The 16,294-nt window shown below is 71.0% G+C and carries 16 protein-coding genes; 3 read left to right on the plus strand and 13 right to left on the minus strand.

Annotation, left to right across the window (positions count from 1 at the left end; genetic code table 11):
* Positions 1–7: 7 nt before the first annotated feature.
* Positions 8–2,536 carry an ATP-dependent Clp protease ATP-binding subunit gene (locus tag H4N64_RS20260; protein ID WP_186283797.1) on the minus strand — a complete coding sequence of 843 codons (2,529 nt, stop codon included), beginning with the start codon at positions 2,534–2,536 and terminating at the stop codon, positions 8–10.
* Between the two features lie 429 nt (positions 2,537–2,965).
* Here H4N64_RS20260 and H4N64_RS20265 point away from each other — a divergent pair, with 429 nt between their 5' ends.
* Complete coding sequence (locus tag H4N64_RS20265) at positions 2,966–3,577, plus strand: SCO3374 family protein (RefSeq protein WP_186283798.1); 612 nt, start codon at positions 2,966–2,968, stop codon at positions 3,575–3,577.
* Here the strand turns inward: H4N64_RS20265 and H4N64_RS20270 are convergent.
* From H4N64_RS20270 to H4N64_RS20315, 10 genes are all read right to left on the minus strand, one after another.
* The gene (locus H4N64_RS20270) at positions 3,556–3,891 is read right to left on the minus strand and encodes an Lsr2 dimerization domain-containing protein (RefSeq protein WP_186283799.1); all 336 of its coding nucleotides are present in this window, start codon (positions 3,889–3,891) and stop codon (positions 3,556–3,558) included. The two genes, H4N64_RS20265 and H4N64_RS20270, sit on opposite strands and share 22 nt — an antisense overlap.
* Positions 3,892–4,089: 198 nt before the next feature.
* A complete protein-coding gene (locus tag H4N64_RS20275) occupies positions 4,090–4,638 on the minus strand; it encodes an amino-acid N-acetyltransferase (protein WP_186283800.1) in 549 nt (182 codons plus the stop codon).
* A 9-nt stretch (positions 4,639–4,647) separates the two neighbouring features.
* A complete protein-coding gene (locus H4N64_RS20280; protein ID WP_186283801.1) occupies positions 4,648–5,076 on the minus strand; it encodes a BlaI/MecI/CopY family transcriptional regulator in 429 nt (142 codons plus the stop codon).
* Between the two features lie 141 nt (positions 5,077–5,217).
* Positions 5,218–5,397, minus strand: coding sequence for a hypothetical protein (locus H4N64_RS20285; protein WP_186283802.1), 180 nt, complete (start codon positions 5,395–5,397; stop codon positions 5,218–5,220).
* Positions 5,398–5,440: 43 nt separating this feature from the next.
* A complete protein-coding gene (locus H4N64_RS20290) occupies positions 5,441–6,100 on the minus strand; it encodes a hypothetical protein (RefSeq protein WP_186283896.1) in 660 nt (219 codons plus the stop codon).
* Positions 6,101–6,223: 123 nt separating this feature from the next.
* Complete coding sequence (locus H4N64_RS20295; protein WP_186283803.1) at positions 6,224–7,021, minus strand: type III pantothenate kinase; 798 nt, start codon at positions 7,019–7,021, stop codon at positions 6,224–6,226.
* A gap of 16 nt (positions 7,022–7,037) precedes the next feature.
* A complete protein-coding gene (gene nadC, locus H4N64_RS20300) occupies positions 7,038–8,015 on the minus strand; it encodes a carboxylating nicotinate-nucleotide diphosphorylase (protein ID WP_186283804.1) in 978 nt (325 codons plus the stop codon).
* 5 nt (positions 8,016–8,020) lie between these two features.
* Entirely contained in the window at positions 8,021–9,733 is a 1,713-nt protein-coding gene (locus tag H4N64_RS20305; RefSeq protein WP_186283805.1) for an L-aspartate oxidase, read from the minus strand.
* The gene (gene panC / locus H4N64_RS20310; RefSeq protein WP_186283806.1) at positions 9,730–10,731 is read right to left on the minus strand and encodes a pantoate--beta-alanine ligase; all 1,002 of its coding nucleotides are present in this window, start codon (positions 10,729–10,731) and stop codon (positions 9,730–9,732) included. The genes H4N64_RS20305 and panC overlap by 4 nt, the downstream gene beginning before the upstream one ends.
* On the minus strand, positions 10,728–11,648 hold the full coding sequence (locus tag H4N64_RS20315; protein WP_186283807.1) for a DUF2520 domain-containing protein: 921 nt from the start codon (positions 11,646–11,648) through the stop codon (positions 10,728–10,730). Before H4N64_RS20315 ends, panC begins: the two co-directional genes overlap by 4 nt.
* 186 nt (positions 11,649–11,834) lie before the next feature.
* Between H4N64_RS20315 and H4N64_RS20320 the strand changes: the two genes are divergently transcribed.
* Both H4N64_RS20320 and H4N64_RS20325 read left to right on the plus strand, forming a co-directional pair.
* Positions 11,835–13,040: a threonine aldolase family protein gene (locus tag H4N64_RS20320; RefSeq protein WP_186283808.1), complete on the plus strand. Its 1,206-nt coding sequence runs from the start codon at positions 11,835–11,837 to the stop codon at positions 13,038–13,040.
* A 131-nt stretch (positions 13,041–13,171) separates the two neighbouring features.
* Positions 13,172–14,278 (plus strand): DUF5937 family protein, encoded by a 1,107-nt coding sequence (locus tag H4N64_RS20325; RefSeq protein WP_186283809.1) that lies wholly within the window; start codon positions 13,172–13,174, stop codon positions 14,276–14,278.
* A 10-nt stretch (positions 14,279–14,288) separates the two neighbouring features.
* Here the strand turns inward: H4N64_RS20325 and H4N64_RS20330 are convergent, their stop codons facing one another.
* Both H4N64_RS20330 and H4N64_RS20335 read right to left on the minus strand, forming a co-directional pair.
* Entirely contained in the window at positions 14,289–14,960 is a 672-nt protein-coding gene (locus tag H4N64_RS20330) for a response regulator transcription factor (RefSeq protein WP_186283810.1), read from the minus strand.
* Between the two features lie 63 nt (positions 14,961–15,023).
* The gene (locus H4N64_RS20335) at positions 15,024–16,226 is read right to left on the minus strand and encodes a DUF7134 domain-containing protein (protein ID WP_186283811.1); all 1,203 of its coding nucleotides are present in this window, start codon (positions 16,224–16,226) and stop codon (positions 15,024–15,026) included.
* Positions 16,227–16,294: the final 68 nt, after the last annotated feature.

Below are 16,294 nucleotides of genomic sequence, written 5' to 3' on the forward strand. Positions count from 1 at the left end.
GCAGCGGCTAGGCCTCCTTGCTCAGATTCGGCCCGGCACCGCCGGCCGCCTGCTCGATCGGCGGGACGTCGGGCAGCGCCGACTTCTCCTCACCGCGGAAGGTGAAGGTCTGGGACTCGCCCTCGCCCTCGGTGTCCACGACCACGATGTGACCGGGGCGCAGCTCGCCGAAGAGGATCTTCTCCGAGAGCGTGTCCTCGATCTCGCGCTGGATGGTGCGGCGCAGCGGACGCGCACCCAGCACCGGGTCGTAACCCTTCTTGGACAGCAGCTCCTTGGCGGACTGGGAGAGCTCGATGCCCATGTCCCGGTCCTTCAGGCGCTCGTCCACCTTGCCGATCATCAGGTCGACGATCGCGAGGATGTCCTCCTGCGTCAGCTGCGGGAAGACGACCACGTCGTCGACGCGGTTGAGGAACTCGGGCCGGAAGTGCTGCTTGAGCTCGTCCGAGACCTTGTTCTTCATGCGCTCGTAGTTGGTCTTCTTGTCGCCCGAGGCCGCGAAGCCCAGGTTGAAGCCCTTGGAGATGTCCCGGGTGCCGAGGTTGGTCGTCATGATGATGACCGTGTTCTTGAAGTCCACGACCCGGCCCTGGGAGTCGGTCAGGCGACCGTCCTCCAGGATCTGCAGCAGCGAGTTGAAGATGTCCGGGTGGGCCTTCTCGACCTCGTCGAAGAGGACGACGGAGAACGGCTTGCGGCGGACCTTCTCGGTCAGCTGGCCGCCCTCTTCGTAGCCCACGTAACCGGGGGGCGAACCGAAGAGCCGGGAGACCGTGTGCTTCTCGCTGAACTCCGACATGTCGAGGGAGATCAGCGCGTCCTCGTCGCCGAAGAGGAACTCGGCGAGCGCCTTGGACAGCTCGGTCTTACCGACACCGGAGGGGCCGGCGAAGATGAACGAACCACCGGGACGCTTGGGGTCCTTCAGACCCGCGCGCGTACGACGGATCGCCTTCGACAGCGCCTTGACGGCGTCGACCTGGCCGATGACCCGCTTGTGGAGCTCGTCCTCCATGCGCAGCAGACGCGAGGACTCCTCCTCGGTCAGCTTGAAGACCGGGATGCCGGTGGCGGTCGCGAGGACCTCGGCGATCAGCTCGCCGTCGACCTCGGCGACGACGTCCATGTCGCCGGCCTTCCACTCCTTCTCCCGCTTGGCCTTCGCGGCGAGGAGCTGCTTCTCCTTGTCGCGCAGGGAGGCGGCCTTCTCGAAGTCCTGCGAGTCGATCGCGGACTCCTTGTCCCGGCGGACACCGGCGATCTTCTCGTCGAACTCGCGCAGGTCCGGCGGCGCGGTCATCCGGCGGATGCGCATCCTCGATCCGGCCTCGTCGATCAGGTCGATCGCCTTGTCCGGCAGGAAGCGGTCCGAGATGTACCGGTCAGCCAGGGTGGCGGCCTGGACCAGCGCCTCGTCGGTGATGGAGACACGGTGGTGGGCCTCGTACCGGTCACGCAGACCCTTGAGGATCTCGATCGTGTGCGGCAGGGACGGCTCGGCGACCTGGATGGGCTGGAAGCGGCGCTCCAGGGCCGCGTCCTTCTCCAGGTGCTTGCGGTACTCGTCGAGCGTGGTGGCACCGATGGTCTGGAGCTCACCGCGGGCCAGCATCGGCTTGAGGATGCTGGCGGCGTCGATCGCGCCCTCGGCGGCACCCGCACCCACCAGGGTGTGGAGCTCGTCGATGAACAGGATGATGTCGCCGCGGGTGCGGATCTCCTTGAGCACCTTCTTCAGGCGCTCCTCGAAGTCACCGCGGTAGCGGGAGCCGGCGACCAGGGCGCCGAGGTCGAGGGTGTAGAGGTGCTTGTCCTTGAGGGTCTCGGGCACCTCGCCCTTGACGATGGCCTGCGCGAGGCCCTCGACGACGGCGGTCTTGCCGACGCCGGGCTCACCGATCAGGACCGGGTTGTTCTTGGTGCGGCGGGACAGCACCTGCATGACCCGCTCGATCTCCTTCTCGCGCCCGATGACCGGGTCGAGCTTGGATTCGCGGGCCGCCTGGGTGAGGTTGCGGCCGAACTGGTCGAGGACCAGGGAGGTCGAGGGCGTACCCTCGGCCGGGCCGCCCGCCGTGGCGGCCTCCTTGCCCCCGGAGTAGCCGGAGAGCAGCTGGATGACCTGCTGCCGCACCCGGTTGAGATCTGCGCCCAGCTTGACGAGGACCTGGGCGGCGACGCCCTCGCCCTCGCGGATCAGGCCGAGCAGGATGTGCTCCGTGCCGATGTAGTTGTGGCCCAGCTGAAGGGCCTCGCGGAGCGACAGCTCCAGGACCTTCTTGGCACGGGGGGTGAAGGGGATGTGCCCGGACGGGGCCTGCTGGCCCTGGCCGATGATCTCCTCCACCTGCTGGCGGACCGCCTCGAGCGAAATCCCGAGGCTCTCAAGGGCCTTGGCGGCGACACCCTCACCCTCGTGGATCAGGCCCAGGAGGATGTGCTCGGTGCCGATGTAGTTGTGGTTGAGCATCCGGGCTTCTTCCTGAGCCAGGACGACAACCCGCCGCGCGCGGTCGGTGAACCTCTCGAACATCGTTAATCGCTCCTCAGAGCGGTCAGGCAGTGGGGGGAACTTCCCCTCCCTGTCCTTCCGCAGCTTAGTCCCGCAAGCGGGGACCGCTCATTCCAACTGCCGACACCGTCGATGGCCTCCTGACCCCGAACGCCGACATATGCTCCAACCCGATGGTGCGAGACGATGTTCCCGCAGGCCAGGCAGTTACCCGCTTCGCCAGTACGCCGATGGCGAACGTGAGACGTCCTGTCATGCGTGTCGCCCCCTCCCACTAGGGATGTCTTACCCGCAGTCACTGACAGTCCATGCCGCGCGCACCGGTTCCCTCCGCTACGGGCGAACACCCTCGCGCCACCCCGCACCCCGCGCGCCCCCTCGATCGGCACTCTGTGCATTCGCATGACCACTCAGCGTAACTCGCGAGCTCTTCCGACGGTTGCGCTTGGCATGGTTGGCACCCTCCCTCCGGTCATCTCGGTCCCGCTGCCCCGACGGCCGCTCGATCCGAGCGATCAGGTCCGCCGGTGGTACGAGAACGAACTGGGGTGGGCGACGGTGCCCGGGAATCCGCCGGGACTGCGAATGGGGGTGCGCTTCGACGTCCTGGACGTGCCGGCCGAGGCGGGCCGGGCGGCGCTGCGCCATCTGGCGCCGGGCTCTCCGGTGGCACTTCAGGGCGACCGGATACGGCTGCTGGTGGCCGCGGGCAGCGCGGAGGAGCTGCCCGGGGTGCTGGCCTGGCTGGAGTGGGGCGCGCTGGCCCTCGATCTCACGGCGACCGGCGAGGGCGGTCTCATGGACGCGCCCGAGCCCCCCGGGGCATGGGCGCCCGACGGGCGACCCCTTCCCCCGGGCCGTCCCGGCGCGCCGCAGGGGGCCGCTGTCTGGCTGCGGCCCCCCGAGCCGGGGTGCGAGGTCGAGGCCTCGCTGCCGACGCTGTCGGCCTTGGGGGGCGGTGGGGGCGCCCCCGATCTCGTACGAATCGTGGACACGGTGGCAACCCACTGCCACCGGCTGCGGCTGCGCCGCGTGTGCGCTCAGCCGTTGGCCTTCTCATAGGCCTCACGAATGGACGCGGGAACACGGCCGCGGTCGTTGACCTCGTAACCGTTCTCCTTCGCCCACGCGCGGATCTGGGCGGTGTCCTGGCTGCCGCCGGAAGCGGCGCGCGCCTTTCCACGCCCACCCGAAGCACGGCCTCCGGTACGACGACCACCCTTCAGGTAAGGATCGAGAAGGCCACGGAGCTTGTCCGCATTGGCGGTCGTGAGATCGATCTCGTACGTCTTGCCGTCCAGCGCGAACGTCACGGTCTCGTCCGCCTCGCCGCCGTCGAGGTCGTCGACAAGAAGGACCTGAACCTTCTGTGCCACCGGATTTCCTTTCATCGATAACTTGAGGGCTGGGGTCTGCGGCGTCCGCCGTTTCGCCGTCCCCCTGTTATATGCAGTACTGCAGTACGTCGGAAAGCAAACCGCTTTTGCTGGAAAAACACAAACCCCTGGCAGAGACTCACTGCCCGCCCCCCGCCCGGAAACATGCGCGTTTCGGACATAGGGCATACCCGGCGATCACAGATGCAGAAGCATCCGACTGTTGCCCAAGGTGTTCGGTTTCACTCGTTCGAGACCGAGGAACTCCGCGACGCCCTCGTCATAGGAACGCATCAGCTCGGCGTAGACATCGGTGTCGACAGGCGTCTCACCGATCTCGACGAAGCCGTGCTTGCCGAAGAAGTCCACTTCGAAGGTCAGGCAGAATACCCGGCGAACACCGAGCCAACGCGCGGTCTGCAGCAACTTCTCCAGCAACTGGTGACCGACGCCGGCGCCCTTCAGTCCCGGCTTCACGGCGAGAGTGCGGACTTCCGCGAGGTCTTCCCACATCACGTGCAGGGCGCCGCAGCCGACGACCTCCGCGTTGTCGTCACGTTCCGCGACCCAGAACTCCTGGATGTCCTCGTAAAGCGTCACCGTGGCTTTGTCGAGCAGGATGCCGCCGCGGACGTACGCGTCAAGCAGGCGGCGCACCGCCGGGACATCGCTGGTGCGGGCCCGGCGGACGGTGATGGCTTTTGCGGTGACTTCGGGGCTCTCTGCCGGTGAGCTCTGTGCGGACATGACCGGACGCTATCGCCCGTCGGCCTCCGGCGCCGAGCCGGGGTTCTCCGGAGCCGTATCGGGACGGGTATCCCCGGGCTCGGTTTCTTCCGGTCCTTGGACGATGCGTACGGCGTCACGGAGGGCTGTTCGCTGTTCGTCGCTCATCATCCCGAAGAAGGCCACGAGGGCGGCGGCGGGGTTGTCACTCTGCGACCAAGCGTCGTTCATGAGGGCGGCGGCGTAGGCGGCACGCGTGGAGACCGCCTCATATCGATAGGCCCGGCCTTCCGCCTCGCGGCGCACCCAGCCCTTCTGATGGAGATTGTCCAAAACGGTCATCACCGTGGTGTACGCGATGGACCGTTCCTGCTGAAGATCTTCGAGGACTTCTCGAACGGTCACCGGGCGGTTCCACTTCCACACCCGCGTCATGACCGCGTCTTCGAGTTCTCCCAATGGGCGAGGCACAACTCGACACAATAGTGGGAGATGCCGGGATTGGCGTGCCGGACGTGCACCTTCAGTAGCAAACGGCAACAAAAAGGGCGTACGACTCGAAAAGCTGGGGAGTCGTACGCCGGGAACCGCCGGTCGGGGTCAGCCGTCCGTCCGCACGGAGGCCTGCCGAGCCCCCTCGGCCCGAGCGAGCGCCGCGTCCACGACGGCGTCCTCCTTGGCCTTGTTGGCGCCGCCCTGGGTCTTCACGATCACCCGGATCACCCCGCCGAAGAGCACGGCCATGACGACGGGGGGCAGAAGCGCGGAGACGTAGTCCATGCATTCAGGGTAGCGAGGGGGTCCTCGGCGGACGGAGCGGGGCTCAGCCCGCGGCCAGCTGCTGGGGTGGATGGGTGGGGGGTGGGGTCGGTTTCCGGCGGGGGAAGACCTCGCCGGGGGTGGGGACGGGGCGGCGGGGCGGCTGTGGCGCCGTGGGCTCGGGGGTGTCCGGCTTCTCGGCGGGTCTGGTCGAGGGCTTCTTCGCGGGCTTCTGGGCGGGATCCTGCTCCGCGTCGGCGACGGGTGCCGCCGCGAGGCCCCCAGGAAGGGCCAGAAGGCGGGTACGAGAGGCGGGGACGCTCGGGTCGGCCGTGATTGCCTGCCGACCCGTACCGCGCGCGAGACGGGCCCGTACGTCCTGTTCGGCGACTACCTGGCAGCGGCTCAGCAGATCGGCCGCCACGGGTTTGCCGCGCAGGGCGCGCAGGGCGGCGAGATCGTCCGGCTCGGGTCGGTACCCGGCACCCAGGGCCTCCTCCAGGAGGGTGAGATAGCCGGCTGCGGTGCCGGGCAGGGCGGCGCGATACCGGGCGAGGTCCGCCAGCAGGAAGGCACGCAACCGTGCACCCTCACGCATCGCTTCGTCCAGCGACTCGGCGAGACGGAGACACTCCTGGACGTCCTCGGCCGAGGCGGGGTCGGGGTTCAGGGCAAGGGCGAGCGCGCGGCGGAGCACACGCAGCTCCTCCACGCCGAACGCCATGCCGCCGCGGGATCCGTATGGCGTGGGCATGCGCCGACGATACGCGCTAATCAGACAAACTCGACATACGGAGAGGGCGTGGCGCGACGGAGCCACCCGGTTGGGCCGGGCGGGCGCCGCCACTCACATACGCGAGATGTTCCGCTCGTACACCAACCGCAACCCGATCAGCGTCAGCCACGGCTCGTGCTCGTCGATCACCGACGACTCGCCCAGCACCATCGGCGCAAGACCACCCGTCGCGATCACCGTCACATCGTCCGGGTCGTCCGCCAGCTCCCGCGACATCCGGCTCACCACACCGTCCACCTGCCCGGCGAACCCGTACACGATCCCGGACTGCATCGCCTCGACCGTGTTCTTGCCGATCACACTCCGCGGCCGGGCCACCTCGATCTTCCGAAGCTGGGCGCCCTTCACGCCGAGCGCCTCCACCGAGATCTCGATCCCCGGCGCGATGACCCCGCCGACGTACTCCCCGCGCGCGCTGACCGCGTCGAACGTCGTCGCCGTACCGAAGTCCACGACGATCGCGGGACCGCCGTACAGCTCGACCGCCGCGACCGCGTTGATGATGCGGTCCGCGCCGACCTCCTTGGGGTTGTCCGTGAGGATCGGCACCCCCGTCTTCACCCCGGGCTCGACCAGCACCGCCGGAACATCGCCGTAGTACCGCCGCGTCACCTCCCGCAGCTCGTGCAGCACGGACGGCACCGTCGCGCAGATCGCGATCCCGTCGATCCCGTCGCCCAGTTCCTCCCCGAGGAGCGGATGCATCCCCATCAGCCCCTGCAACAGCACCGCGAGCTCGTCCGCCGTGCGGCGTGCGTCCGTGGAGATGCGCCAGTGCTCGACGATGTCGTCGCCGTCGAACAGGCCGAGGACGGTGTGGGTGTTGCCTACGTCGATCGTCAGCAGCATGACCGGTTCCCGCTCCCTACTCCGCCGCTCGCAGGTCCAGCCCGATGTCGAGGATCGGCGAGGAGTGCGTCAGGGCTCCCACGGCCAGGTAGTCGACGCCCGTGTCCGCGTACGCCCTGGCGTTCTCCAGGGTCAGCCGCCCGGACGCCTCCAGCGCCGCGCGGCCGTGCACCAGCGCCACCGCCTCCTCGCACTCCCCGGGCGTGAAGTTGTCCAGCAGGATCAGATCGGCGCCCGCGTCCACGACCTCGCGCAGCTGGTGCAGGGTGTCCACCTCGACCTCGATCGGCACCTCCGGGAAGGCCTCCCGTACGGCCTTGAAGGCCCCCGCGACACCGCCGGCGGCGACGACGTGGTTGTCCTTGACCAGGGCCGCGTCCGACAGCGACATCCGGTGGTTCACACCCCCGCCGCAGCGCACCGCGAACTTCTCCAGGGCCCGCAGCCCGGGCGTCGTCTTCCGGGTGTCACGCACGCGTGCCTTGGTGCCCTCCAGCACGTCCGCCCACGCGCGTGTGGCGGTCGCGATGCCCGACAGCCGGCACAGCAGGTTCAGCGCACTGCGCTCGGCGGTCAGCAGGTCACGCGTGCGCGTGGTGACCGACAGCAGCTTCTGCCCGGCCTCCACCCGGTCGCCGTCCTCCACATGCCGCTCGACCTCGAACTCGTCGGTGCAGACCACGGAGATCACGGCCTCGGCGACGCGCAGACCGGCCACGACGCCCGCCTCACGCGCGGTGAAGTCGGCGGTGGCGACCGCGTCCTCGGGGATGGTCGCGACCGTCGTCACGTCCACGCCGTTGTCGAGGTCCTCCTGGATGGCGACGTTCGCGATGTCCTCGACCTCAAGGGGGTCGAGGCCCGCGTCGGCCAGGAGCTGCGCGAGCGAGGGGTCGAGCCCGCACTCCAGATACGTCTCGTCGGTGTCCGCCCCGCAGGCGCAGCCGTCGCCGCAGCCGTCGTCCTGGGCGAGGGGGAGGTCGGGGGTGCTCACTTCTGTCACTGCTCCTGGGGCTGCCGGGTCGGGGGGAAGTCTGCGTTATCGGTGGGGTCCACGGCGAGTGTGCGGTCCGGATTCAGCCGTACGACGATGTGGCGGCGCCATGCCGTGTCGTCGCGCTCCGGCAGGTCCTCGCGCCAGTGGCAGCCGCGCGTCTCCTCGCGCAGCCGGGCGGCGGCGACCAGGACACGGGCCACGCACAGGAGGTTGGTGGCCTCCCAGGTGTCGACGCCGGGCTCGGCCGTCTTGCCGTTCTCGACGAGGGCGTCGCGCGCGTCGGCGTGCAGCTTCTGGAGCTGCTCGGCCGCCCGCGCGAGGGAGTCGGCGGAGCGCAGGACGCCCGCGCCCTCCGTCATGATCCGCTGGATGGCGAAACGGTCCTCGGGCGCGAGCAGCGGATGCGCGGGCACCTCCGGATACGGCACCGGATGCGGCACACGCGCGTGGAGGCCGTTCTCGGCGTGGCTCGCCGCGATGTCGGCCACGATGCGCTCGGCGTAGACCAGGCCCTCCAGGAGGGAATTGGACGCGAGCCGGTTCGCGCCGTGCACGCCGGTGCACGCGACCTCGCCGCAGGCGTACAGGCCGGGAACGGTCGTACGGCCGTGGGAGTCAGTGCGTACGCCTCCGGAGGCGTAGTGGGCGGCCGGGGCGATCGGGATGGGCTCGTGGACGGGGTCGATGCCGTTGGCGCGGCAGGCGGCGAGGATCGTGGGGAAGCGGTGCTCCCACATGTCGGCGCCGAAGTGCCGGGCGTCGAGGAACATGTGCTCGGCGTCCTGCTCCTGCATCCGGCGCATGATGCCCTTGGCGACGATGTCCCGGGGCGCGAGCTCGGCCAGTTCGTGCTGGCCGACCATGAAGCGCACGCCGTGGGCGTCGACCAGGTGGGCGCCCTCGCCGCGCACGGCCTCGGAGACGAGCGGCTGCTGGCCCTCGGCGTCCGCGCCGAGGAACAGCACGGTGGGGTGGAACTGCACGAACTCCAGGTCGGAGATCTCCGCGCCCGCGCGCAGGGCCAGCGCCACGCCGTCGCCGGTGGACACCGACGGGTTGGTGGTCGCGGAGAAGACCTGGCCCATGCCGCCGGTGGCGAGGACGACCGCGGGGGCGTGGACGGCGCCCACGCCGTCGTGCTGGCCCTCGCCCATCACGTGCAGGGTGACGCCCGCGGTGCGGCCGTCGGCGTCCGTGAGCAGGTCCAGGACGAGCGCGTTCTCGATGGTGCGCACGCCCCGCGCACGGGCCGCCTCGACCAGCGCGCGGGAGATCTCCGCGCCGGTCGCGTCGCCGCCCGCGTGCGCGATCCGGCGCCGGTGGTGGCCGCCCTCGCGGGTGAGCTCCAGGCCGCCCTCCTCCGACTCGTCGAAGTGGGCACCTGTCTCGATGAGCCGGTGCACGGCGTCCGGGCCCTCGGTGACGAGGATGCGCACCGCGTCCTCGTCGCACAGCCCGGCGCCCGCGACCAGGGTGTCGGCAAGGTGCTGCTCGGGGGTGTCGCCCTCGCCGAGGGCCGCGGCGATGCCGCCCTGCGCCCAGCGGGTGGAGCCGTCGTCGAGACGGGCCTTGGTGACGACGACCGTCGTCAGACCCGCGGCCTCGCAGCGCAGGGCCGCGGTCAGACCGGCGACGCCGGAGCCGACGACGACCACGTCCGCGTCGATGGACCACCCGGGCGCGGGCGCGTGCAGTCGTATGCCTGTGCTGGTCACGAGGCGGCTCCGAGGGTTCCGAATGTGAGGGGGATGTTGTCGATCAGCCGGGTCGTCCCGACCCGGGCGGCGACCGCGAGGACGGCCTCGCCGGTGAAGTCGTCGTCGATCTCGGTGAAGTCGGACGGGTCGACCAGGGCGAGGTAGTCCGGCACGAGCGGCGGGGTGAGACGGGCGGCATCGTCCAGGACCAGGCGGGCGGCTGCGCGGACGGCGGCCGGGCCGCCCGGGGCCGCCTTGGCGACGGCGTGCGCGTCGGCGGCGGCACGGGACTCCCCGAGGGCGCTGAGCGCCTCGGCACGCGCGTGCGTGGCGGGCACTTCGCGGGCACGCGCGCGCAGTGCCTCCTGCGCCGCGTGCCGGTCCTGGCCCGCGAACAGCGCGCGGGACAGCGCGAGCGCGGTGCGCCGCTCGGCGGGGGAGAGATAGCGGTTGCGACTGGACAGGGCCAGGCCGTCGTCCTCGCGCACGGTCGGCACGCCCACGATCTCGATGCCGAAGTTCAGATCGCGGACCATCCGGCGGATCAGGGCGAGCTGCTGGGCGTCCTTCTGGCCGTAGAGCGCCACGTCGGGACGGGTGAGGTGGAGCAGCTTGGCGACGACGGTGAGCATGCCGTCGAAATGGCCGGGGCGCACGGCACCCTCCAGGCGCTCCCCCATGGGGCCCGCGCTGACCCGCACCTGGGGTTCGCCTCCCGGGTAGACCTCGTCCACCGAGGGCGCGAACACGACATCCGCACCGGATTCCTCGGCGATCTTGAGGTCGGCTTCCAGGGTGCGCGGGTAGCGGTCGAGGTCCTCGCCGGCGCCGAACTGAAGCGGGTTGACGAAGACCGTCACCACGACCTCGCCGTCCGCTCCGGCGAGCTCGCGCGCGGAGCGGATCAGGGTGGCGTGGCCCTCGTGCAGGGCACCCATGGTCATCACGACGGCACGGCGGCCGGTACGCGCGCGTGCGGACAGTTCGGCGGCGGTGCGCAGCAGGGTGGTGGTCATCCCGCTTCTCCCTTGGTGCTGTCGGCGAGCACTCCGAGCAGGTCTTCGGCGAGTTCCGGCTTGAGCAGCCCGTGGGCGAGCGCGCGGTCGGCGGTCGCGCGGGCCATCGCCAGGTACCCGGCGACGGCCTGCGGGGCGTGCCGGCGCAGCTCGGTGACGTGCGCGGCGACGGTGCCCGCGTCCCCGCGCGCGACGGGGCCGGTCAGGGCGGCGTCACCGGAGCGCAGGGCGTTGTCGAGGGCGGCGCCGAGCAGCGGGCCGAGCATCCTGTCGGGGGCCTCGACACCGGCGGCGCGCAGCAGCTCCATGGACTGCGCGACCAGCGTCACCAGGTGGTTGGCGCCCAGTGCGAGGGCCGCGTGGTAGAGCGGCCGCATGTCCTCGGCGATCCACTCCGGCTCGCCGCCCATCTCGATGACCAGGGCCTCGGCCGCCAGGCGCAGTTCCTCGGGGGCGGTGACGCCGAAGGAGCAGCCGGCCAGGCGCTGGACGTCCACGGGGGTGCCGGTGAAGGTCATGGCCGGGTGCAGGGCCAACGGCAGCGCGCCCGCGCGCAGGGCGGGGTCGAGGACCCCCACGCCGTAGCGCCCGGAGGTGTGCACCAGCAGTTGGCCCGGCCGTACGGCCCCGGTCTCGGCGAGTCCGGCGACCAGGCCGGGCAGGGCGTCGTCGGGGACGGTCAGCAGGACCAGCTCCGCGCTCTTGAGGACCTCGGTGGGCGTCACGAGGGGCACGTCGGGGAGCAGTTGCGCGGCGCGGCGCCGGGAGGCGTCGGAGACCCCGGAGACGGCCACGGGGCGGTGCCCGGCGAGTTGGAGGGACGCGGCGAGCGCGGGGCCCACACGGCCGGCGCCGACGACGCCGACGGTGAGCCGCGCTGGGCGGTCCTTCGGATCTGGCTGTTGGCTTGTACTCACGCGACGGCGGCCTTCCCGTTCCAGTCCGCTCCGGGTACCGGACGATTTCTCGTCATGTTAACGCGATCGGTTCGAGGGGCGTTCGGTTGTCCACAGGCTGTGGGTCTTTGTGAGCCACGGGCGCACGGAGAAACGCGTACGGAAAAGCGAGTGCCCGCGTGCGGCGCGGCGCGACATCATCCGCGCATGAGTGAAGCGGCGGAGACGACACAGCAGGGCGCACGGCCATCGGAGCGAGTCCCGAACGCGGAACGACGCAAGCGCCTCAGAGAGCGGCGCATCAGGGCGTCCAGGAGCGCGGAGCGCATGCTGGGGCGCGCGGGCGGCCTGCGCACACTCCGCGAGCGGCTCGCGCTCCTGGAGCAGGCGGGAGACGTGTACGACCTGGACGAACCGGCCGACATGTACGGCGACGGCGTCGTCGAGGCCCTGGAGGACAAGGTCGCCGGGCTGCTCGGCAAGGAGGCCGCCGCGTTCTTCCCGACCGGCACCATGGCCCAGCAGGTGGCTCTGCGCTGCTGGGCGGGCCGGACCGGGAACCCGACCGTCGCCCTGCACGCGCTGGCCCACCCCGAGGTGCATGAACGCCACGCCTTCAGCCAGGTCAGCGGATTGCGCCCGGTCAGGGTGACGAGCGAGCCGCGGCTGCCGACGGCCGACGAGGTGCGCGGCCTCGATGAGCCCTTCGGGGCCCTGATGCTGGAACTGCCACTGAGGGACGCCGGCTTCGTGCTGCCGTCCTGGGAGGAGCTCACCGAGGTCGTGGAGGTGGCGCGGGAGCGCGAGGCGGTGGTGCACTTCGACGGCGCGCGCCTGTGGGAGTCCACCGTCCACTTCGAGCGCCCCCTGGACGAGATAGCGGACCTCGCCGACAGCGTCTACGTCTCGTTCTACAAGTCCCTCGACGGCTACGGCGGCGCCGCGGTCGCGGGCCCCAGGACGCTCATCGATGAGATGAAGACCTGGCGGCACCGGTACGGCGGCACCGTCTTCCAGCAGTTCCCGACCGCGCTGTCGGCCCTCATCGGCCTGGAGCGGGAGCTGCCCCGGCTGCCCGACTACGTGCGGCACGCGCGCGTGGTGGCCGGCGCCCTGCGCGACGGCTTCGCGGCGGCCGGCGTGCCCTGGACCCGCGTTCACCCCGAGGAACCGCACACCAACGAGTTCCAGCTCTGGCTGCCGTACGACGCCGATGACGTCGCCGAGGCGGCGGTGCGGCACGCCGAGGAGACGAAGACGCTGCTGTTCGCCCGCCCCTGGGCCGCCCCGGGACCGGGACTGGCGGTCACGGAGATCGACGTACGGGCCGTCGGCCTGAGCTGGACGGCCGAGGACGTACGCGTGGCGGTCGCGGAGTTCGTCGAGCGGCTGAAGGAGCAGATCAGCGGCTAGGCCGGAGCCGTCGGCCCAGGGACCGGCGCAGCCTGCCTCCCACCGGGCGCCCGGCGAGAACGGCCCGGAAGCGGCGCTCGTCGCGCCAGGCCCGGGACGGCGCTGTCAGTGGCGCGGTGCACCATGAGGCCATGAGCCTGAGCATCGACATCGCGGGGCTGCGGCCGGAGAGGGTCGCCGTCGTGCCCTCGCCCCTGGCCGAGCTCGGCATGGCGCTGCACGCGCTGTCCGAGCCGGGGCATCACCCGGGCCTGCAGGGCTGGGCCACGAGCGTGACCGCGGGGCTCGACCCGCATCTGGCCGACCGGATGTGCGAGGCCGACTTCCTGTGGCGTACGACCTTCTCGGACGTGTTCCTGCCCTTCGCCGGAATCCCCGGCGGGCCCACCCTCCCGGGCGCCACCCTCGCCGAGGAACTGGACCTGCTGGACAAGCTGACGGACGAGCAGTTCGTGGACGCCGCCCTGGAGTTCACCTGCGCGCTGCCGTACGCCACCCAGGGCCCCGCCGTGCTCGCCGACGCCGAACTGCGCCGCCGCGCCCTGGAACTGGCCGCCGCGCGCGGGCCGCAGCAACTACGGTTCAGCAAGCGGCTGCTGGAGGATCCACCGCGGATCCGGGCCTGGCTGCGGCAGTTCCTGGAGGACTGCGACGAGGCGTTCTTCGCGGACGTCTGGCACCGGCTGCACCACCAACTCGCCGCCGACGCCCGGCACAAGACCGACCTGCTGCGGCACAAGGGGCTCGCCGAGGCGCTGACCTCGGTGTCCGCGGCGGTCACGCTCGACGAGGACGGCGGCCGGATCACCATCGACAAGCTGCGCCAGGGCCACACCGTCATCCGCGACCGCAGCCTGCTGCTCGTGCCGACGAGCCTCGGCCGGCCACATCTGATGGTGCTGCACCGGCACGGCTGGCAGCCGGTCCTGCACTACCCGGCCGGCTCCCCCGAGCTCACCGCGCCGCCCTCGGTCGACCAGCTCGTCCTGCGCATGACCGCGCTGTCCCACCCGGTGCGCATGCAGCTGTGCCGCAACCTCGCCCGCAGCACCTACACCACGAGCGAGCTCGTACAGATCCACGGCATGACCGCGCCCGAGATATCCCGGCACCTGGGCGTGCTGAAGAAGGCGGGCCTGATCACCACCCGCCGACGCGGTCGGTACGTCCTGCACCAGCTGGACGTCACGGCGGTGGCCCGGCTCGGCGGCGACTTCCTGGAGGCGCTGCTGCGCTGACCGGCCCCGCTCAGCCCTGTCCGCCGGCCCGCACCAGTCCCGTCTCGTAGGCCAGGACCACCACCTGCACCCGGTCCCGCAGCCCGAGCTTGGTCAGGATGCGGCCCACATGCGTCTTGACGGTCGCCTCCGACAGGACCAGCCGGGCCGCGATCTCGCCGTTGGACAGCCCCTGGGCGACCAGCACCATGACCTCGCGCTCGCGGTCGGTGAGCCGGTCCAGCTCCTTGTGCTGCGGCTCCTTGCCGGTGCTGGGCAGCATCGGCGCGAAGCGGTCCAGCAGCCGGCGTGTGGTCGAGGGGGCCACCACCGCGTCGCCGCTGTGCACGGCGCGGATGGCGGCGAGCAGCTCGCCCGGCGGCACGTCCTTGAGCATGAAGCCGGAGGCACCCGCCTTCAGCCCGGAGAAGGCGTACTCGTCGAGGTCGAAGGTGGTCAGGATCAGCACCTTCGGCGGGTTCGGGTCCGAGCAGACACGGCGGGTGGTCTCCACGCCGTCCAGCTTGGGCATGCGCACGTCCATCAGCACCACGTCGACCGCGGTCTCCCGCAGCACCTGAAGGGCCTCGACGCCGTCGCCCGCCTCCGCGACGACCTCCATGTCCGGCTGGGCGGCGAGCACCATCCGGAACCCGGTGCGCAGCAGCACCTGGTCGTCGACGAGCATTACGCGGATCGTCATCGGGTCCTCTTCCGTGTCCGTCTACGGGGTCGTTACAGGTGTCAACGCGGGGCATGGCCGGCCTCAGTGCACGGGTTTGAGCGGCAGCAGGGCACTGATGCGGAATCCTCCGCCCGGGCGGGGGCCGGCGTCCAGGGTGCCGCCGACCATGCCGACCCGCTCCCGCATGCCGATCAGGCCGTGGCCCTGGCCGTCGACGCCGCCTTCCTCGTACAGCTCGTGCGGGGCGCCCTTGCCGTCGTCCTCGACGAGCAGTCCGAGACCGTCGTCGAAGTAGACGAGCCGTACGCTCGCGCCCGCGTTCGGGCCGCCGTGCTTGCGGGTGTTGGTGAGCGCCTCCTGCACGATGCGGTAGGCGGTCAGCTCGACCCCGCTCGGCAACGGGCGCGGGGTGCCCTCGACCTTGAAGTCGACGGGCAGTCCGGAGGTGCGGCACTGCTGGATGAGCTCGTCGATCTGGTCGACGTCGGGCTGCGGGACGTACTCCCCGCTCTCCTGGTGCTCGCCGGTGCGCAGCACGCCCAGCAGGCGACGCATCTCGGCGAGGGCCTGGCGGCCGGTGGAGGAGATGGTCTCCAGGGCCTTCTTCGCCTGGTCGGGGGCGGCGTCGAGGACGTAGGCGGCGCCGTCGGCCTGGACCACCATCACCGACACGTTGTGCGCGACCACGTCGTGCAGCTCACGCGCGATCCGGGCGCGCTCGGCGGCGACCGCGACCTTGGCCTGCGCCTCGCGCTCCTTTTCGAGCCGGGTCGCGCGCTCCTCAAGCTGCGCGAAGTAGGCCCGGCGGGTGCGTATCGAGTCGCCGAGCACCCAGGCGAGGGCGAACGGCACGGACGTGAAGATCATGATCGCGACGGTGCCCAGCGGGCTCGACTCGTTCTCCGGCCAGCGCAGCTGGGCCAGGGGCGCCGCGCACAGGCCGACGCCCAGGGCCAGCCTGGAGGCCCAGCGGGCACCGGTCGCGGCCACCGTGTAGGTGATCACCAGCATCGCGAAGTCGGCCGGCATCGTCTCGACGTTCAGCACCAACTGCGCGAGGCCGAGGGCGAGGGCCAGCAGCAGCATCCTCTCCGGCATGCGCCGGCGCAGCGCGACCACCAGGCTCAGCAACAGGGCGACCGGAACGGAGAGCACGGGGGCGTCGGCCCGCTCCGCTTCCTGCTGCACGGTCACGGCTGCCACCGAGATACCGAACAGGAAGACGGCCCAGCCGCTGTCGACCCATGTCGGGTGCCTGCGGAGGAAGTCATAAAGGCGCTGCACGTAACCCAGCGTAGGGAAGCGTGACGTGTGCAGGGGTCAACCGGAGGACCGATCCGCGGCGGGCGCGC

Origin of the sequence: Streptomyces cupreus, from assembly GCF_014257025.1 — a bacterium.
Lineage (GTDB): Bacteria > Actinomycetota > Actinomycetes > Streptomycetales > Streptomycetaceae > Streptomyces > Streptomyces cupreus.